Here is a 19,220-nt window from a genome sequence, read left to right on the forward strand (position 1 = left end):
GTCAGCTCGGTCCGGCCTTGTAACCGACCCCGCGGACGGTCACCACGATCTCCGGCTTCTCCGGGTCCTTCTCGACCTTGGAGCGCAGCCGCTGCACATGCACGTTGACCAGCCGGGTGTCGGCGGCGTGCCGGTAGCCCCAGACCTGCTCGAGGAGCACCTCGCGCGTGAACACCTGCCACGGTTTGCGGGCCAGCGCCACCAGCAGGTCGAACTCCAGCGGCGTCAGCGCGATCGACTGCCCGTCCCGCTTCACGGAGTGACCGGCCACGTCGATGACCAGGTCGCCTATGGCGAGCTGCTCGGGCGCCGGTTCCTCCGACCTGCGCAGGCGTGCCCGGATGCGGGCCACCAGCTCCTTCGGCTTGAACGGCTTCACGATGTAGTCGTCGGCACCCGACTCGAGACCGACCACGACGTCGACGGTGTCACTCTTCGCCGTCAGCATCACGATCGGCACGCCCGACTCCGCCCTGATCAGGCGGCACACCTCGATGCCGTCCCGACCGGGCAGCATCAGGTCGAGCAGCACCAGGTCGGGCTTGGTCTCCCGGAAGGCGGCCAGCGCCTTGTCGCCGTCGGCTACGAAAGATGGCTCAAAACCCTCACCACGCAGCACAATGCCGAGCATCTCGGCCAGTGCGGTGTCGTCGTCGACGACAAGGACTCGTCCCTTCATAAACGACATCATCCCATTAGCTAATCGTTACCTGGCGTGACCTGGCACACAGCGCGGCCAGGGCCTCGGCCGTCACGGGAGAAACCACGCCCTCTTCGGTGACGATCGCCGTCACCAGTTCGGGCGGGGTCACGTCGAACGCCGGGTTGTACGCCTGGGTCCCCAGGGGTGCCACCGGAATCCCGCCTCCCGCTCCCGCCACCGGCACCTGAGGTGCTGTGACCTCGGTCACTTCATATCCGGGGCGCTGCTCCACCTCGATGGACGCCCCGTCCGGCGTTTGCGGATCCATCGTCGTGACCGGCGCCACCACGATGAACGGCACATGGTGGTAGCGCGCGAGCACCGCGAGCGGATAGCTCCCCACCTTGTTCGCCACCGAACCGTCGGCGGCGATGCGGTCCGCGCCGATGAGCACCGCGTCCACCTCACCCGCCGCGAACAGCGAACCCGCCGCGTTGTCGGTGAGCAAGGTGTACGCCATGTCGTTGCGGGCCGCCTCGTATGCCGTCAGGCGAGCACCTTGCAGCAAGGGACGCGTTTCGTCCACCCACAGGCGCCGCAGCCGCCCCGAGCGGTGCGCCGCGAGCGCCACCGCGAAGGCGGTCCCCTCGCCGCCCGACACCAGCGCTCCGGTGTTGCAGTGGGTGAGGACGCGGTGTCCTCCGGCGGGCAGCAGCTCGTCGAGCAGCGCCAGTCCGTGCGCGGCCATCCGGGCGCTGGCCTCGGCGTCCTCCCGGTGCAGCGCCCGCGCCGCGCCAGCGCCGCCGCCGCGGCCTGCCCGGCGTCACCGGTCCTGGCGAGCGCGTCCTGGTGGGCGGTCTGCGCCCGGCGCACCCCCACGGCGAGGTTCACCGCCGTGGGACGGGCGCCCTGCAGCGCGGCCGCGGCCTCGGCCACCTCGAAGCCCCGCACGGCGGCGAGCGCGACCCCGTAGGCGCCCGCGATGCCCAGCACCGGTGCCCCGCGCACGGCGAGCGAGCGGATCGCCTCCACGAGCGCGGCCGGGTCCGTGCAGACCAGCTCGACCTCCTCGGCCGGGAGCCTGGTCTGGTCCAACAGCACCAGCACCGGCCCCTCGGGAGGCTCCTCCCAGCGGAGCACCGGTATGCCGGTCGGCCGGTTGTCCTCGCCGCTTCGCGCGTCTCGATCAGCCATGCGGTCAGTCTGCCCCCTGTACGACGGACAATTGAAGGTGCGCAGCCCCTACCGCGCCCGGTCCGCACCCGACGCCCCCATGGCACGATGGCTGCCAACCTGCCGCCGCGACCGCGGACGGGCACCGTGAAGGAGCGACGATGAACGACACTCCGGGCTGGGCCTCGCCCGGATCCGCCCCGTCCGACGGGCGGGAGCCCGGCGCGTCCGGCCCCGCCGAGCCGGCCGACCGCCCCGCCGGCCCCGACCGGCCCGCGCCGCCCGCGGACCGTCCGGGTGCGGAACCGACGAGCCCCGGCACGAAGTGGTCCAAGGAGCAGCCGCCCCCGGCCAGTGGTCCGCGCCCACCGGCCCGGCGGGCCCGGGCCAGGCCCCGCCTCCCCCGCCGCCCGGCCCGGGCTGGGGCGCACCGCCTCCCGGCCCTCCCGGCGGCGGCTACGGGGGCCCCGGGGGCTGGGGCGGCCCTGGCGGCGGCTACGGCGCCCCCGGTGGGCACGGTGGCTGGGGCAGCGGCTGGGGCGGTCCCCCTCCCGCGGCCAAGCCCGGCGTGATCCCGCTCCGCCCGCTCGGCGTCGGCGAGATCCTCGACGGCGCGGTCTCCACCATGCGCACCTACTGGCGCACCGTCCTGGGCATCTCCCTGACCGTCGCCGTCTTCACCGAGGTCATCGTCGTACTGCTCCAGGGCCTCGTCCTGGACGACACCAGCGCCGACGTCCTCAACGACCCCGACGCCTCCCTGAGCGAACTCGGCGACGCGCTGACCGACACCACGATCAACTCGGGCGTCGTCTTCCTGATCTCCCTGATCGGCACCGTCCTGGCCACCGCCCTGCTCACCACCGTCACCAGCCGCGCCGTCCTCGGCAGGCCCGTGACCACCGCCGAGGCCTGGCGCGACGCCCGCCCCCAGGTGCTGAAGCTGTTCGGCCTGATCCTCCTGCTGCTGCTCATCGTCTTCGGCATCGTCACCGTCGCCATGGCACCCGGCCTCATCGTCACGGCCGCGGCCGGCGTAGGGGCCGGAGTGGCCCTGACCGTCCTGGGCTTCCTCGGAGGCGGCATCGTCGCCGTGTGGCTCATGGTCCGCTTCTCGCTGGCCTCCCCGGCGCTGATGCTGGAGAAGCAGGGCATCAAGAAGGCGATGGGCCGCTCGGTGAAGCTGGTGCGCGGCTCCTGGTGGCGTGTCTTCGGCATCCAGCTGCTCGCCACGGTCATCGCCAACGTCGTCGCGTCGATCATCGTCATCCCCTTCGCCTTCCTCGCCGCGGCCGTCGGCGGCGACGGCGTCAGCGGCTTCCTGGAGGGCACCGGCGGACTCGGCTGGACGTTCCTCTTGGTCAGCGGCATCGGCTCGGTGATCGGCTCCATGATCACCTTTCCGATCACGGCGGGCGTGACCGTGCTGCTCTACATCGACCAGCGCATCCGCCGCGAGGCCCTCGACCTCGAACTGTCCCGCGCCGCCGGTACCCGGGGCCCCGGCTCCCCCGGCGCCGTCCCGGGGAGCTGATGGGGTGAGCCCGGCGGGGGGTGTTCTCACAGAGGTGCTGTCACGCACCGTCGTACGAACGGCGACGCGGTTCGGCGACGCCGCCGCGCTGTCGCTGTCGCGCTCCGGCGACGAACCGCCGGTGACGATTCCGCGCGATCCCGCGCGGGAGGCGGCGCAACGCGAGCTGTCCAAAGGCATGTACCACGAGAACGATCCCAGCTGGTTCCAGCGGGCCCTGAACGCCTTCTGGGACTGGGTCGGCGAACTGTTCGGCAAGGCGTCCACCGCGACGCCCGGGGGGACACTCGGCCTGGTCGTCGTCATCGTGGCCGTCGTGGCGCTGCTGGGCGCCCTGTGGTGGCGCCTGGGGACGCCGCGCCGCGCCCCGGCCTCCGCCCCCGCGCTGTTCGACGACCGTCCCCGCAGCGCCGCCGACCATCGAGCCGCCGCGCAGGCACACGCCGCCCAGGGCCACTGGAACCAGGCGGTCCAGGAACGCATGCGGGCCATCGTCCGATCCCTGGAGGAGCGCGCCCTGCTCGACATCCGCCCCGGCCGCACCGCCGACGAGGCGGCCACCGAGGCCGGCCTCGCCCTGCCCGCCCACGGCGACCGGCTCCGCACCGCCGCCCGGGACTTCGACGACGTCGCGTACGGCGGCCGGCCCGGCAGCGAGCAGTCGTACCGGCGTCTGTGCGAACTCGACCACGACCTGGAACGCGGCAAGCCGCAGCTGACGAGCAGCACGGCCGGCAGCCCGACGGACACGGGCCGGGGCACCCGCCGGGGAGCCGCCGGATGACCACCGAGGCCACGTTCCCGGCCACCGCGGCCTCGCCCACCGCCCGGCAGGTGTGGACTCGCGCGCGGGGCATCGCCCTCGCCCTCGTCCTGCTGCTCGTCGGAGCCGTCGCGATCGCCGTCGTCCGCTCCGACACCCGGCACGGCGAACTCGACCCGCGCTCCGCCGACCCCTACGGCAGCCGCGCCGTCGCCGAACTCCTCGCCGACCGGGGGGTCGCCACGCGCGTGGTCGGCACCCTGGACGAAGCGAAAGCGGCGGCGGGCCCGGACACCACCGTGCTGGTCGCCGCTCCCGACCTCCTGACGGAACGCCAGCAGACGGAACTGCACGCCGCGACCTACGGCTCCGGTGGCCGCACCGTCCTCGTCGCCCCCGGCGGCCCGGCCGTCGAACGCCTCGCACCCGGTGTCACCGCCGACCCCGCGATCAGCTTCGACTCCACACTGGCCCCCGCCTGCGACCTGCCCGCCGCCCGGCGCGCGGGCGACGCCGACACGGGCGGCCTGCGCTACAGCACCCACCTCGAAGCCGACGCCTGCTACCCCAGCCGCCGTCTGGCCACCCTGCTGCGCGTCCCCGACCCGTCGGCGAAGGCATCCCCGGGGGGCACCCGGGGCGACACCGTCGTCCTCGGCGCTCCCGACATCCTCGTCAACAAACGCCTCGACGAGCACGGCAACGCGTCGCTCGCCCTCCAACTCCTCGGCTCCCGCGACCATCTGGTCTGGTACCTCCCCTCCCTCTCCGACCTCCCGGAACCGGACGACGAACGAAGCTTCTTCGACCTGCTCCCCTCCGGCTGGCTCTGGGGCACCCTGCAACTCTTCGTCGCCGCCGCCCTCGCCGCCCTGTGGCGGGCACGCCGACTCGGCCCCCTGGTGCCCGAGAAACTCCCCGTCGCGATCCGCGCCTCCGAGACCGTCGAAGGCCGCGCCCGCCTCTACCGCAAGGCGAACGCCCGCGACCGCGCGGCCACCGCTCTTCGCTCCGCCACCCGCACCCGCCTCGCCCCTCTCGTAGGCGTCCCCGTCACCCAGGCGCACACGCCCGAGTCCCTGCTGCCCGCCCTGTCCGCCCACCTCCACGGCACTCCGGAGGACGGACAGTCCCTGCACACGCTCCTCTTCGGCCCGCCGCCCGGCGACGACGCGGCCCTCATCGCACTCACCGACCAACTCGACGCCCTCGAAAGAGAGGTACGCCGTCCATGATGGACCCGACCACTGACAACGCCGGGCAGAGCGCGGCCCCGGGCAACGCCCGCGCCGCCCTTGAGGCCCTGCGCGCCGAGATCGCCAAGGCCGTGGTCGGCCAGGACGCCGCCGTGACCGGTCTCGTCGTGGCGCTCCTGTGCCGCGGCCACGTGCTCCTCGAAGGCGTCCCCGGAGTCGCCAAGACCCTCCTCGTCCGCACCCTCGCCGCGGCCACCGAGCTCGACACCAAACGCGTCCAGTTCACCCCCGACCTGATGCCGAGCGACGTCACCGGCTCCCTGGTCTACGACGCCCGCACGGCCGAGTTCTCCTTCCAGCCGGGCCCGGCCTTCACCAACCTGCTCCTCGCCGACGAGATCAACCGCACGCCCCCGAAGACCCAGTCGTCCCTCCTGGAGGCCATGGAGGAACGTCAGGTCACGGTGGACGGCACGCCCCGCCCGCTCCCCGAGCCCTTCCTGGTCGCCGCCACCCAGAACCCGGTCGAGTACGAGGGCACCTACCCCCTTCCGGAAGCCCAGCTGGACCGCTTCCTCCTCAAGCTCACCGTTCCCCTCCCCACCCGCCAGGACGAGATCGACGTCCTCACCCGCCACGCCGCCGGCTTCAACCCGCGCGACCTGCACGCCGCCGGCGTACGCCCCGTCGCGAGCGCCGCCGACCTGGACGAAGCCCGCGCAGAGGTCGACAAGACGACCGTCTCCCCGGAGATCGCCGCCTACGTCGTCGACCTCTGCCGCGCCACCCGCGAGTCGCCGTCGCTGACTCTCGGCGTCTCTCCGCGCGGGGCCACGGCCCTGCTGTCGACCGCACGCGCGTGGGCGTGGCTCACGGGCCGCGACTACGTCACCCCGGACGACGTGAAGGCCCTGGCCCTCCCGACGCTCAGGCATCGGGTCCAGCTCCGCCCGGAGGCCGAGATGGAGGGCGTGACCACGGACTCCGTCATCAACGCGATCCTCGCCCACGTCCCCGTTCCCCGCTGATGGCACTCACCGGACGCGCCGCGCTCATCGCGGCCCTGGGCTCCGTCCCCATCGGCATCTGGGACCCGAGCTGGACGGGCATCCTCGCGGTCAACGCCCCGCTGGCCGCCGCCTGCGCCTGCGACTTCGCCCTGGCCGCCCCCGTCCGGCGTCTGGGCCTGTCCCGCTCCGGCGCCACGTCCGCCCGTCTGGGCGACACCGCCGACGTGACCCTGACGGTCGCCAACCCGTCGGGCCGTCCGCTGCGGGCCCGACTCCGTGACGCCTGGCCGCCCAGCAGCTGGCAGCCGGGCACCGAGACGGCTTCCTCCCGCCACAGCCTCACGGTCCCGCCGGGCGAACGCCGCCGCGTCACGACGCGTCTGCGGCCCACCCGCCGCGGCGACCGCCAGGCCGACCGCGTCACGATCCGCTCGTACGGCCCTCTGGGCCTCTTCACCCGCCAAGGCACCCACCGGGTTCCGTGGACGGTACGGGTCCTCCCCCCGTTCACCAGTCGCAAGCACCTGCCCTCAAAGCTGGCCCGCCTCCGCGAACTCGACGGCCGCACCAGTGTCCTCACCCGCGGCGAGGGCACGGAGTTCGACAGCCTGCGCGAGTACGTTCCCGGTGACGACACCCGTTCCATCGACTGGCGCGCCACGGCCCGCCAGTCCAACGTCGCCGTACGAACCTGGCGCCCCGAGCGCGACCGGCACATCCTGCTCGTCCTCGACACCGGCCGTACCTCGGCGGGCCGTGTGGGCGACGCCCCCCGCCTGGACGCCTCCATGGACGCCGCTCTGCTCCTGGCCGCCCTGGCCTCGCGCGCCGGCGATCGGGTCGACCTCCTCGCTCACGACCGCCGGGTGCGCGCCCTGGTCCAGGGCCGCACGGCAGGCGACGTCCTTCCGTCGCTGGTCAACGCGATGGCGACCTTGGAGCCAGAGCTGGTGGAGACCGACGCGCGCGGGCTGGCCGCCACCGCGGTGCGGGCGGCTCCCCGACGCTCCCTGATCGTTCTGTTCACGACACTCGACGCGGCCCCGATCGAGGAAGGGCTGCTGCCGGTCCTGCCACAGCTGACTCAGCGCCACACCGTCCTGGTGGCCTCGGTGGCGGACCCGCACGTCTCCCACATGGCCGATGCCCGTGGCGACGTGGACGCCGTCTACGAGGCCGCGGCGGCCGCGCAGGCGCAGTCGGAACGCCGGCGTACCGCCGACCGACTCCGCCGGTACGGCGTAACGGTCGTCGACGCGACTCCGGACGCCCTTCCTCCGGCCCTCGCGGATGCCTACCTCGAACTGAAGGCGACGGGCCGCCTGTAACCGGCGGGGCCGCCAAAGGCCCCGCTCAGCCTCAACAGCCCTTAAACGCAGAAGACCCCGCACCGTTCCCGGTGCGGGGTCTTCTCGCAATGATTGTTCGGCGGCGTCCTACTCTCCCACAGGGTCCCCCCTGCAGTACCATCGGCGCTGTAAGGCTTAGCTTCCGGGTTCGAAATGTAACCGGGCGTTTCCCCTACGCTATGACCACCGAAACACTATGAAACATACAACCGCACCACGCTGTGGACGTGGGGTTGTTCGTGGTTTCAGAACCAACACAGTGGACGCGAGCAACTGAGGACAAGCCCTCGGCCTATTAGTACCGGTCACCTCCACACCTCACGGTGCTTCCAGATCCGGCCTATCAACCCAGTCGTCTACTGGGAGCCTTAACCCCTCAAGGGGGTGGGAGTCCTCATCTCGAAGCAGGCTTCCCGCTTAGATGCTTTCAGCGGTTATCCCTCCCGAACGTAGCCAACCAGCCATGCCCTTGGCAGGACAACTGGCACACCAGAGGTTCGTCCGTCCCGGTCCTCTCGTACTAGGGACAGCCCTTCTCAAGACTCCTACGCGCACAGCGGATAGGGACCGAACTGTCTCACGACGTTCTAAACCCAGCTCGCGTACCGCTTTAATGGGCGAACAGCCCAACCCTTGGGACCGACTCCAGCCCCAGGATGCGACGAGCCGACATCGAGGTGCCAAACCATCCCGTCGATATGGACTCTTGGGGAAGATCAGCCTGTTATCCCCGGGGTACCTTTTATCCGTTGAGCGACGGCGCTTCCACAAGCCACCGCCGGATCACTAGTCCCGACTTTCGTCCCTGCTCGACCCGTCGGTCTCACAGTCAAGCTCCCTTGTGCACTTACACTCAACACCTGATTGCCAACCAGGCTGAGGGAACCTTTGGGCGCCTCCGTTACTCTTTAGGAGGCAACCGCCCCAGTTAAACTACCCATCAGACACTGTCCCTGATCCGGATCACGGACCCAGGTTAGACATCCAGCACGACCAGACTGGTATTTCAACGACGACTCCACCCACACTGGCGTGCGAGCTTCAAAGTCTCCCAGCTATCCTACACAAGCCGAACCGAACACCAATATCAAACTGTAGTAAAGGTCCCGGGGTCTTTCCGTCCTGCTGCGCGAAACGAGCATCTTTACTCGTAGTGCAATTTCACCGGGCCTATGGTTGAGACAGTCGAGAAGTCGTTACGCCATTCGTGCAGGTCGGAACTTACCCGACAAGGAATTTCGCTACCTTAGGATGGTTATAGTTACCACCGCCGTTTACTGGCGCTTAAGTTCTCAGCTTCGCCACACCGAAATGTGACTAACCGGTCCCCTTAACGTTCCAGCACCGGGCAGGCGTCAGTCCGTATACATCGCCTTACGGCTTCGCACGGACCTGTGTTTTTAGTAAACAGTCGCTTCTCGCTGGTCTCTGCGGCCACCCCCAGCTCAGAGTGTAAAACTCGTCACCAGGTGTGGCCCCCCTTCTCCCGAAGTTACGGGGGCATTTTGCCGAGTTCCTTAACCATAGTTCACCCGAACGCCTCGGTATTCTCTACCTGACCACCTGAGTCGGTTTAGGGTACGGGCCGCCATGAAACTCGCTAGAGGCTTTTCTCGACAGCATAGGATCATCCACTTCACCACAATCGGCTCGGCATCAGGTCTCAGCCACATGTACGACGGATTTACCTATCGCACGGCCTACACCCTTACCCCGGGACAACCACCGCCCGGGATGGACTACCTTCCTGCGTCACCCCATCACTCACCTACTAACCGCTTGGTTCGGCGGCTCCACCACTCCCCTCAACTCCGAAGAGATCAGGGCGGCTTCACGGCCTTAGCATCACGATGCTCGATGTTTGACGCTTCACAGCGGGTACCGGAATATCAACCGGTTATCCATCGACTACGCCTGTCGGCCTCGCCTTAGGTCCCGACTTACCCTGGGCAGATCAGCTTGACCCAGGAACCCTTAGTCAATCGGCGCAAACGTTTCTCACGTTTGTATCGCTACTCATGCCTGCATTCTCACTCGTGAACCGTCCACAACTCGCTTCCGCGGCTGCTTCACCCGGCACACGACGCTCCCCTACCCATCACAGCCGGCGTTGGCCGTATTGCTGCAATGACACGACTTCGGCGGTACGCTTGAGCCCCGCTACATTGTCGGCGCGGAATCACTAGACCAGTGAGCTATTACGCACTCTTTCAAGGGTGGCTGCTTCTAAGCCAACCTCCTGGTTGTCTGTGCGACTCCACATCCTTTCCCACTTAGCGTACGCTTAGGGGCCTTAGTCGATGCTCTGGGCTGTTTCCCTCTCGACCATGGAGCTTATCCCCCACAGTCTCACTGCCGCGCTCTCACTTACCGGCATTCGGAGTTTGGCTAAGGTCAGTAACCCGGTAGGGCCCATCGCCTATCCAGTGCTCTACCTCCGGCAAGAAACACACGACGCTGCACCTAAATGCATTTCGGGGAGAACCAGCTATCACGGAGTTTGATTGGCCTTTCACCCCTAACCACAGGTCATCCCCCAGGTTTTCAACCCTGGTGGGTTCGGTCCTCCACGACCTCTTACAGCCGCTTCAACCTGCCCATGGCTAGATCACTCCGCTTCGGGTCTTGAGCGTGCTACTGAAACGCCCTGTTCGGACTCGCTTTCGCTACGGCTTCCCCACCCGGGTTAACCTCGCAACACACCGCAAACTCGCAGGCTCATTCTTCAAAAGGCACGCAGTCACGACGCAAGGACAAGTCCTTGCGCGACGCTCCCACGGCTTGTAGGCACACGGTTTCAGGTACTATTTCACTCCGCTCCCGCGGTACTTTTCACCATTCCCTCACGGTACTATCCGCTATCGGTCACCAGGGAATATTTAGGCTTAGCGGGTGGTCCCGCCAGATTCACACGGGATTTCTCGGGCCCCGTGCTACTTGGGTGTCTCTCAAACGAGCCGCTGATGTTTCGACTACGGGGGTCTTACCCTCTACGCCGGACCTTTCGCATGTCCTTCGCCTACATCAACGGTTTCTGACTCGTCCTGTTGCCGGCAGACAACAGAAGAGAGATCCCACAACCCCGCACACGCAACCCCTGCCGGGTCTCACACGTATACGGTTTGGCCTCATCCGGTTTCGCTCGCCACTACTCCCGGAATCACGGTTGTTTTCTCTTCCTGCGGGTACTGAGATGTTTCACTTCCCCGCGTTCCCTCCACTTGCCCTATGTGTTCAGGCAAGGGTGACAGCCCATGACGACTGCCGGGTTTCCCCATTCGGACACCCCCGGATCAAAGCCTGGTTGACGACTCCCCGGGGCCTATCGTGGCCTCCCACGTCCTTCATCGGTTCCTGGTGCCAAGGCATCCACCGTGCGCCCTTAAAAACTTGGCCACAGATGCTCGCGTCCACTGTGCAGTTCTCAAACAACGACCAACCACCCGTCACAACCCGCTTCCGCAGATTTTTACCGGGGCCGGCAACTGAAGGAAGATCATTCCCTCAGACACCCAACAGCGTGCCCGGCCAAGCCCCGTCCGGTGATCGTGCGTTCCACGCTCCGAAGAGCAGTACTGGCAGCCACCGGCCCGAGTCTGGACCGAGTAGTCAACGTTCCACCCATGAGCAACCAGTGCGAGACATTCGCCCGCATGCTGGCCTCTGACCAGCCCGAAGACTGGTAAGAAGTGCTCCTTAGAAAGGAGGTGATCCAGCCGCACCTTCCGGTACGGCTACCTTGTTACGACTTCGTCCCAATCGCCAGTCCCACCTTCGACAGCTCCCTCCCACAAGGGGTTGGGCCACCGGCTTCGGGTGTTACCGACTTTCGTGACGTGACGGGCGGTGTGTACAAGGCCCGGGAACGTATTCACCGCAGCAATGCTGATCTGCGATTACTAGCGACTCCGACTTCATGGGGTCGAGTTGCAGACCCCAATCCGAACTGAGACCGGCTTTTTGAGATTCGCTCCACCTTGCGGTATCGCAGCTCATTGTACCGGCCATTGTAGCACGTGTGCAGCCCAAGACATAAGGGGCATGATGACTTGACGTCGTCCCCACCTTCCTCCGAGTTGACCCCGGCGGTCTCCCGTGAGTCCCCAACACCCCGAAGGGCTTGCTGGCAACACGGGACAAGGGTTGCGCTCGTTGCGGGACTTAACCCAACATCTCACGACACGAGCTGACGACAGCCATGCACCACCTGTACACCGACCACAAGGGGGGCACCATCTCTGATGCTTTCCGGTGTATGTCAAGCCTTGGTAAGGTTCTTCGCGTTGCGTCGAATTAAGCCACATGCTCCGCCGCTTGTGCGGGCCCCCGTCAATTCCTTTGAGTTTTAGCCTTGCGGCCGTACTCCCCAGGCGGGGCACTTAATGCGTTAGCTGCGGCACGGACAACGTGGAATGTTGCCCACACCTAGTGCCCACCGTTTACGGCGTGGACTACCAGGGTATCTAATCCTGTTCGCTCCCCACGCTTTCGCTCCTCAGCGTCAGTATCGGCCCAGAGATCCGCCTTCGCCACCGGTGTTCCTCCTGATATCTGCGCATTTCACCGCTACACCAGGAATTCCGATCTCCCCTACCGAACTCTAGCCTGCCCGTATCGACTGCAGACCCGGGGTTAAGCCCCGGGCTTTCACAACCGACGTGACAAGCCGCCTACGAGCTCTTTACGCCCAATAATTCCGGACAACGCTTGCGCCCTACGTATTACCGCGGCTGCTGGCACGTAGTTAGCCGGCGCTTCTTCTGCAGGTACCGTCACTTTCGCTTCTTCCCTGCTGAAAGAGGTTTACAACCCGAAGGCCGTCATCCCTCACGCGGCGTCGCTGCATCAGGCTTTCGCCCATTGTGCAATATTCCCCACTGCTGCCTCCCGTAGGAGTCTGGGCCGTGTCTCAGTCCCAGTGTGGCCGGTCGCCCTCTCAGGCCGGCTACCCGTCGTCGCCTTGGTGAGCCATTACCTCACCAACAAGCTGATAGGCCGCGGGCTCATCCTGCACCGCCGGAGCTTTCGAACCTCGCAGATGCCCGCGAGGATCAGTATCCGGTATTAGACCCCGTTTCCAGGGCTTGTCCCAGAGTGCAGGGCAGATTGCCCACGTGTTACTCACCCGTTCGCCACTAATCCCCACCGAAGTGGTTCATCGTTCGACTTGCATGTGTTAAGCACGCCGCCAGCGTTCGTCCTGAGCCAGGATCAAACTCTCCGTGAATGTTTACCCGTGATCGGGTGACACCACGAGAGCGGAACAGTCGGAGGAATAATCCGACCGTTCACAGCGTCCTCGCTGTGTGTTACTTCAAAGGAACCTCGTCCCAGCCGAATGGCCGGAGACGGGGTATCAACATATCTGGCGTTGACTTTTGGCACGCTGTTGAGTTCTCAAGGAACGGACGCTTCCTTTGTACTCACCCTCTCGGGCTTTCCTCCGGGCGCTTCCCTTCGGTCTTGCGTTTCCGACTCTATCAGATCTTTCCGATCCGATTTCCTCGGTGCTTTCCAGGTTCCCGCTTTCGCGTTTCCCTTTCCGACGGTTCCGACTTTATCAGAAGTTTCGAGCCGGTCTGACCGGCCGTTCTTTTCCGATTCATCGGGAGAGTGCTTCGTCGAATTTCAGAGATTCGGAGAAGCTGGTAGATGTTCACCGTTACCCTCGGGGGTGAACCCGTCTGCAGGCAACTGTTCGAATCTACCTCCCCGCTCGATCCGAGTCAACGGCTCTTGCGGGAACGAAGAGGACACTAGCAGCTCACCAGGTGCGGATGCACATCAGGCGGCCGTTGGCACGGTGGCGCTGCGTTCGGCCGCCTCCACGTCGCCCGTGTCGCCGGCCCGCACGGCACGGCCGCCCAGGACGTAGACGTACGCGAGGAAGGCCAGCTCGGCGACGATTCCGATGGTGATGCGGGCCCAGGTGGGCAGGCCGGAGGGGGTGACGAAGCCTTCGATGGCGCCGGAGACGAAGAGGACCAGGGCCAGGCCGACCGCCATGCCGATGGCAGCCCGGCCCTCTTCGGCCAGGGCGATGCGCCGGGTACGGGGGCCGGGGTCGACGAGGGTCCAGCCCAGGCGCAGACCGGTGCCCGCGGCGACGAACACGGCGGTCAGTTCGAGCAGGCCGTGGGGCAGGACCAGGCCGAGGAAGGTGTCGAGGCGGCCGGCCGACGACATGAGGCCGAAGCCGACACCGAGGTTGAGCATGTTCTGGAAGAGGATCCAGATGACGGGCAGCCCGAGGAAGACGCCCAGGATGAGGCAGAGCGCGGCGGCCCAGGCGTTGTTCGTCCACACCTGCGCGGCGAAGGACGCCGCGGGATTGCTCGAGTAGTACGTCTCGTACTGGCCGCCGGGGCGGGTGAGCTCGCGGAGTTCGCTCGGTGCCGCGATGGTGGACTGCACCTCGGGGTGGGTGCCGATCCACCAGCCCAGGAGGGCCGCGACGGCCGTCGACAGGAGGGCGGTCGGGACCCACCAGTGGCGGGCCCGGTAGACGGCCGCCGGGAACTGCCGGGTCAGGAATCCGCTGACGTCGCGCCACGAGGCGCGTCGGGTGCCGGTCACGGCACTGCGCGCGCGGGCGACCAGTTGGCTGAGCCGTCCGGTCAGCTGGGGATCGGGGGCACTGGACTGGATCAGGGAGAGGTGCGTCGCCGTGCGCTGGTAGAGGGCGACGAGTTCGTCGGTTTCGGCGCCGGTCAGCCGGCGGCGGCGCCGGAGCAGTGCGTCGAGGCGGTCCCACTCCGCGCGGTGGGCGGAGACGAAGACGTCGAGGTCCATCGGTGTGCCTGCTCCTCGGCTATCGTCAGCGGCTCGTCGTGGATCAGCTTGTCGTACTGCGGCGCGGTGCGTCCTCAGCTTGGCAGACTGGCGGGGACGGGGGCAGTCAGGGGAAGGGCGGCGGGCGTGAGTGAGCTGGTGACGGGCGAGGCGGTGGCACTGGAGCTGCGCCCCGCGAGGCTGCCCAGCAGGGCGCTGGCCGTCCTGCTCGATCTGGCGGTGGCCGTGGCCGTCTATGTGGCGGTGACCGTCGCGCTGGTGATGTCCACCGCGTCCCTGGACCCGGCGGCGCAGACCGCGCTGTCGATCGGGACCTTCGTCCTCGTACTCGTGGGCGGGCCCATCGCCGTGGAGACGCTCAGTCATGGGCGTTCACTCGGCAAGATGGCGTGCGGGCTGCGGGTGGTGCGGGACGACGGCGGGCCGATCCGCTTCCGGCACTCGCTGGTGCGTGGCTTGATCGGGGTGATCGAGATCCTCATGACGTTCGGGGTGATCGCCTGTATCGCCTCGCTGGTCTCGGCGCGAGGGCGTCGGCTCGGTGACGTGTTCGCGGGCACGCTGGTGGTGCGGGAAAGGGTGCCGGTCTCGGCGCCGGGCTTCATGCCGCCGCCTCCGCCCTGGCTGGCGGGGCGGTTCTCGGGACTCGACCTGTCCGCGGTGCCCGACGACCTGTGGCTTGCCGTCCGTCAGTACCTGACGCGGATGGGGCAGCTGGATCCGCGCGTCGGCTGGGCCATGGCCGAGCGGCTCGCCACCGAGGTGGCGGCCCGCACGGGTGGCCCGGTGCCGCGGGACGTTCCACCGCCCGCCTATCTGGCGGCGGTACTGCAGGAACGGCAGGCCCGTGAGGCGCGGCGGGCGTTCGGCGGCGCCCCGACCGGCGAGGGGACTACGGCGTCGGCTCCGGTGCCCCCCGCGGAGACGGTCCCGCCGTCCGCGCCCGCTACTGCGCCGACTGCCCCGGCGGCACCCTCGGCCCGTCCGCCGGTCGAACCGCCCGCCCATCCCGTGCTGCCGCCTGCCGCACCGTCACCCGGCGCCCGCCCCGAGGCGCCGCGGGACGCGCCGTCGGAGGGCCGCCCCGGAACCGGATTCGTGCCGCCGGCGTAGCAACCGCCCGCCTGCAGGGCCGCCCGCCGTCGGGGCGGTTCCGCGGTGTCGGCACTCCTTGCCCCTCACGGGAACACGGACGGTGGTGTCTCCAGGTCCTCCAGCTCGATGCCGGGAGCCGCGAGGATGACGTCGCCGGCGATGTGCACGGAGTGCTGCTCCCCCGTGTCCAGGGCTGTGACCTGGTATTCGTCCACGGTGAGGGGGCCGTTGTCAGTGGCGTGTGCTTCTCTGTTCAGCAAGGCCCAGGACTGGTCCACGGTGCGGGGGGCGAGGACCGGGTCCGTCAGGGCGACGAGGCGTACACGGGTGGCTGGTGCGGAGGGAGTGAGGCGCAGGAGACGGGTGACGGCGACGAGGAAGGCCGGGGACGTTCCGGTGAAGGCGTGGGCGCGCGCGTTGCCTTCGGTGGCGTGGGCTCCGGTGGGGTCGGTTCGGACCCAGGTGACGCCGTCGATGGCGGCGCCGCGTACCTGCCAGTCGGCGGCGTGGGCTTCGAGGCGGATGGGGCGGCCCAGTTCGTCGAGGGCGAGGTCGACGGCGCCGTGGTGGTCTCCGGTGGGCGTGGTGAGCCGGGAGACGTAGCGCCAGCCGGAGGGGCCGGGGGCGCACTGGAAGTGTTCTTCTGCGAGGGGGGTGTGGTCGTGCGGATCGTGGAGCGAATAGCGGCCGCGGGGCATGGGGGTCCTGGGTCGTGACGGGCTGCTGGTCCGGCCGCCGGGGCGCCGACGGGACAGGCCCCCGACACGGGGGTGCGGGGGCCTGTCTCCGAGGTGCCGGTGGGCTCAGTAGCGGTAGTGGTCCGCCTTGTACGGGCCCTCGACCTTGACGCCGATGTAGTCGGCCTGCTCCTGGCGGAGCGTGGTCAGCTTGACGCCGAGGGAGTCGAGGTGGAGCCGGGCGACCTTCTCGTCCAGGTGCTTGGGCAGCACGTAGACGTCGGTCGGGTACTCGTCGGGCTTGGTGAACAGCTCGATCTGGGCCAGGGTCTGGTCCGCGAAGGAGTTGGACATCACGAACGACGGGTGGCCGGTGGCGTTGCCCAGGTTCAGCAGGCGGCCCTCGGAGAGGACGATGAGCACCTTGCCGTCGGGGTAGGTCCAGGTGTGGACCTGGGGCTTGACCTCGTCCTTGACGATGCCGGGGGTCTGGGCGAGGCCGGCCATGTCGATCTCGTTGTCGAAGTGGCCGATGTTGCCGACGATGGCCTGGTGCTTCATCTTGGCCATGTCCGAGGCCATGATGATGTCCTTGTTGCCGGTCGTGGTGACGAAGATGTCGGCCTTGTCGACGACCTCGTCCAGCGTCGTGACCTGGAAGCCGTCCATCGCCGCCTGCAGGGCGCAGATCGGGTCGATCTCGGTGATGATCACGCGGGCGCCCTGGCCGCGCAGGGACTCCGCGCAGCCCTTGCCCACGTCGCCGTAGCCGCAGACGACGGCGGTCTTGCCGCCGATCAGGACGTCGGTGGCGCGGTTGATGCCGTCGATCAGGGAGTGGCGGCAACCGTACTTGTTGTCGAACTTCGACTTGGTGACCGCGTCGTTGACGTTGATCGCCGGGAACAGGAGGGTGCCGTCGCGGTGCATCTCGTACAGGCGGTGGACACCGGTCGTGGTCTCCTCGGTCACGCCGCGGATCTCGGACGCCAGCTGGGTCCACTTCTGCGGGCTCTCGCCGACCGTGCGGGTGAGGAGTTCGAGGATGACGCGGTGCTCGTCGGACTCGGCGGTGTCGACCGAGGGGACCTTGCCGTCCTTCTCGTACTCGACGCCCTTGTGGACGAGGAGGGTGGCGTCACCGCCGTCGTCCAGGATCATGTTCGGGCCGCCGGTGGGGGTGTTCGGCCAGGTCAGTGCCTGCTCCGTGCACCACCAGTACTCCTCCAGGCTCTCGCCCTTCCAGGCGAAGACCGGGACGCCCTGGGGGTTGTCCGGCGTGCCGTTCGGGCCGACGGCGATGGCGGCGGCCGCGTGGTCCTGGGTGGAGAAGATGTTGCAGGAGGCCCAGCGGACCTCGGCGCCGAGGGCGACCAGGGTCTCGATGAGTACGGCGGTCTGCACGGTCATGTGCAGGGAGCCGGTCACGCGGGCGCCTGCGAGGGGCTGGGCGTCGGCGTACTCCCTGCGGATCGCCATCAGGCCCGGCATCTCGTGCTCGGCGAGGGTGATCTCCTTGCGGCCGAACGCGGCCAGGGAGAGGTCGGCGACCTTGAAGTCCTGTCGGTTGTCGACAGTCGTCATTACGGGCTGCTCCTCGGGTTGGGTCGAGGTGGGTACGGCTGACCTGCGCGGCGGCGGACACAGGGGTGCCCCGAAGAGGACACAGGCATGCCCGCGTACACGCAGCGCAGTCCGTCGGAGGCCCTCTCTCCCTCGGCCGGTCCGTCCTGGACCGCCCGACCGCCATCAGCAGCGACGTCTGGCTCCGTCCCAAGCTACACCGCCGGCCCCGCCGTCCCCAGTCCGCCTCCGCACACTTCCGGCCGTTCACGAAGCGTGACGGGGGTGTGCGGGGCGGAAGCCGACGGGGCCCGCCGAGCGGGTCGGCGGGCCCCGGGGGCGTGGAGGTGCGGACCGTCAGTGGGCGTCGGGCGGGGTGGCCGGTCCGCCGGGGGTCGCCTCGGGGTCCGGACCCTTGGCGGCCTCGGACTCGCTGTAGATGTCCGGCTCCAGGTAGATGACACGGGCGATCGGGACCGCGTCGCGGATACGGGACTCCGCGGCGTCGATCGCGGAGGCGATCTCCGTGGCGGTGCCGTCGTGGCGGACGGCGATCTTGGCGGCGACGAGCAGTTCCTCGGGGCCCAGGTGGAGGGTGCGCATGTGGATGATGCCGGTGACGGTGTCCCCGGCGACGGCCGCGGCCTCGATCTGCCGGACCACCTCGGCGCCCGCGGCCTCGCCGAGCAGCAGGGACTTGGTCTCGACGGCGAGGACCAGCGCGATCAGGATGAGCAGGATGCCGATGCACAGGGTGCCGACGCCGTCCCAGACGCCGTCACCGGTGAGCAGGGCGAGGCCGACGCCGCCGAGGGCGAGGACCAGGCCGACGAGGGCACCGAAGTCCTCCAGGAGGACGACGGGCAGCTCCGGGGCCTTGGCGTGGCGGATGAACTCCTTCCAGGACTTCTGTCCGCGCTGCGGATTGGACTCCTTGATGGCGGTCCGGAAGGAGAAGCCCTCGGCGATGATCGCGAAGACGAGGACGCCCACCGGCCAGTACCAGTGCTCCAGTTCGTGCGGGTGCTTGATCTTCTCGTAGCCCTCGTAGAGGGCGAACATGCCGCCGACCGAGAAGAGCACGATGGAGACGAGGAAGGCGTAGACGTAGCGTTCGCGGCCGAAGCCGAAGGGGTGTTGGGGGGTGGCCTCGCGCTGGGCCCGCTTGCCGCCCAGGAGCAGCAGGCCCTGGTTGCCCGAGTCGGCGACGGAGTGCACGGACTCGGCGAGCATCGAGGACGATCCGCTGAAGAGGAACGCCACGAATTTCGCCACCGCGATCGAGAGGTTGGCGAGCAGTGCCGCCACGATCGCCTTGGTACCGCCTGACGCGCTCATGTGTCGCGTTGTCCCTTCGCCTTCAACTGTGGCCGGCTTTGCCCCGCCTTTGCGGTGCGCCATTGTTGCAGCCCGGGCGGGCCCCGA

10 protein-coding genes, 3 rRNA genes and 2 pseudogenes are annotated in these 19,220 nt (G+C 68.1%); 6 read left to right on the forward strand and 9 right to left on the reverse strand.

Annotated elements, in window-relative coordinates:
• Position 1 precedes the first annotated feature (1 nt).
• Together mtrA and mtnA are read right to left on the reverse strand one after the other, a co-directional pair.
• Positions 2–691 (reverse strand): two-component system response regulator MtrA, encoded by a 690-nt coding sequence (gene mtrA, locus BJ961_RS32050; protein WP_003975799.1) that lies wholly within the window; start codon positions 689–691, stop codon positions 2–4.
• Positions 692–695: 4 nt separating this feature from the next.
• A pseudogene (gene mtnA / locus BJ961_RS32055) lies at positions 696–1,837 on the reverse strand (S-methyl-5-thioribose-1-phosphate isomerase).
• A 140-nt stretch (positions 1,838–1,977) separates the two neighbouring features.
• Between mtnA and BJ961_RS32060 the strand changes: the two are divergent.
• The 5 genes and pseudogenes from BJ961_RS32060 (at position 1,978) to BJ961_RS32080 (ending at position 7,647) form a co-directional block, all read left to right on the forward strand.
• Positions 1,978–3,350: pseudogene (locus BJ961_RS32060) on the forward strand (glycerophosphoryl diester phosphodiesterase membrane domain-containing protein).
• A 4-nt stretch (positions 3,351–3,354) separates the two neighbouring features.
• A complete protein-coding gene (locus tag BJ961_RS32065) occupies positions 3,355–4,134 on the forward strand; it encodes a DUF4129 domain-containing protein (protein ID WP_381159076.1) in 780 nt (259 codons plus the stop codon).
• Positions 4,131–5,348 carry a DUF4350 domain-containing protein gene (locus tag BJ961_RS32070; protein ID WP_271416264.1) on the forward strand — a complete coding sequence of 406 codons (1,218 nt, stop codon included), beginning with the start codon at positions 4,131–4,133 and terminating at the stop codon, positions 5,346–5,348. The genes BJ961_RS32065 and BJ961_RS32070 overlap by 4 nt, the downstream gene beginning before the upstream one ends.
• A complete protein-coding gene (locus BJ961_RS32075; protein WP_271416265.1) occupies positions 5,345–6,337 on the forward strand; it encodes an AAA family ATPase in 993 nt (330 codons plus the stop codon). The genes BJ961_RS32070 and BJ961_RS32075 overlap by 4 nt, the downstream gene beginning before the upstream one ends.
• Complete coding sequence (locus BJ961_RS32080) at positions 6,337–7,647, forward strand: DUF58 domain-containing protein (protein ID WP_271416266.1); 1,311 nt, start codon at positions 6,337–6,339, stop codon at positions 7,645–7,647. The genes BJ961_RS32075 and BJ961_RS32080 overlap by 1 nt, the downstream gene beginning before the upstream one ends.
• Positions 7,648–7,742: 95 nt before the next feature.
• Here the strand turns inward: BJ961_RS32080 and rrf are convergent.
• The 4 genes from rrf to BJ961_RS32100 form a co-directional block, all read right to left on the reverse strand.
• A 5S ribosomal RNA gene (gene rrf / locus BJ961_RS32085) occupies positions 7,743–7,859 on the reverse strand.
• A gap of 84 nt (positions 7,860–7,943) precedes the next feature.
• Positions 7,944–11,064, reverse strand: a 23S ribosomal RNA gene (locus BJ961_RS32090).
• Between the two features lie 304 nt (positions 11,065–11,368).
• Positions 11,369–12,895 (reverse strand): 16S ribosomal RNA (locus BJ961_RS32095).
• The 16S, 23S and 5S rRNA genes sit together here, the layout of an rRNA operon.
• Before the next feature lie 557 nt (positions 12,896–13,452).
• The gene (locus BJ961_RS32100) at positions 13,453–14,460 is read right to left on the reverse strand and encodes a stage II sporulation protein M (RefSeq protein WP_271416267.1); all 1,008 of its coding nucleotides are present in this window, start codon (positions 14,458–14,460) and stop codon (positions 13,453–13,455) included.
• Positions 14,461–14,586: 126 nt separating this feature from the next.
• Here BJ961_RS32100 and BJ961_RS32105 point away from each other — a divergent pair, with 126 nt between their 5' ends.
• Entirely contained in the window at positions 14,587–15,573 is a 987-nt protein-coding gene (locus BJ961_RS32105; RefSeq protein WP_271416268.1) for an RDD family protein, read from the forward strand.
• A 65-nt stretch (positions 15,574–15,638) separates the two neighbouring features.
• On the opposite strand, the gene BJ961_RS32110 is transcribed toward BJ961_RS32105, so the two are convergent.
• The 3 genes from BJ961_RS32110 to BJ961_RS32120 all read right to left on the reverse strand — a co-directional run bounded on the left by BJ961_RS32110 (position 15,639) and on the right by BJ961_RS32120 (position 19,133).
• The gene (locus BJ961_RS32110) at positions 15,639–16,253 is read right to left on the reverse strand and encodes a hypothetical protein (RefSeq protein ID WP_271416269.1); all 615 of its coding nucleotides are present in this window, start codon (positions 16,251–16,253) and stop codon (positions 15,639–15,641) included.
• A 105-nt stretch (positions 16,254–16,358) separates the two neighbouring features.
• Complete coding sequence (ahcY, locus tag BJ961_RS32115) at positions 16,359–17,816, reverse strand: adenosylhomocysteinase (RefSeq protein WP_271416270.1); 1,458 nt, start codon at positions 17,814–17,816, stop codon at positions 16,359–16,361.
• Between the two features lie 336 nt (positions 17,817–18,152).
• Positions 18,153–19,133 (reverse strand): cation diffusion facilitator family transporter, encoded by a 981-nt coding sequence (locus BJ961_RS32120; protein ID WP_271416271.1) that lies wholly within the window; start codon positions 19,131–19,133, stop codon positions 18,153–18,155.
• Positions 19,134–19,220: the final 87 nt, after the last annotated feature.

This window comes from Streptomyces lienomycini, assembly GCF_027947595.1.
Lineage (GTDB): Bacteria > Actinomycetota > Actinomycetes > Streptomycetales > Streptomycetaceae > Streptomyces > Streptomyces lienomycini.

Bases quoted from the DNA above. Each gene is read 5' to 3' on its own strand.
- mtrA (WP_003975799.1), bottom strand. From the start codon at position 691: ATGATGTCGTTTATGAAGGGACGAGTCCTTGTCGTCGACGACGACACC.
- BJ961_RS32070 (WP_271416264.1), top strand. From the start codon at position 4,131: ATGACCACCGAGGCCACGTTCCCGGCCACCGCGGCCTCGCCCACCGCC.
- BJ961_RS32075 (WP_271416265.1), top strand. From the start codon at position 5,345: ATGATGGACCCGACCACTGACAACGCCGGGCAGAGCGCGGCCCCGGGC.
- BJ961_RS32080 (WP_271416266.1), top strand. From the start codon at position 6,337: ATGGCACTCACCGGACGCGCCGCGCTCATCGCGGCCCTGGGCTCCGTC.
- BJ961_RS32100 (WP_271416267.1), bottom strand. From the start codon at position 14,460: ATGGACCTCGACGTCTTCGTCTCCGCCCACCGCGCGGAGTGGGACCGC.
- BJ961_RS32110 (WP_271416269.1), bottom strand. From the start codon at position 16,253: ATGCCCCGCGGCCGCTATTCGCTCCACGATCCGCACGACCACACCCCC.
- ahcY (WP_271416270.1), bottom strand. From the start codon at position 17,816: ATGACGACTGTCGACAACCGACAGGACTTCAAGGTCGCCGACCTCTCC.
- BJ961_RS32120 (WP_271416271.1), bottom strand. From the start codon at position 19,133: ATGAGCGCGTCAGGCGGTACCAAGGCGATCGTGGCGGCACTGCTCGCC.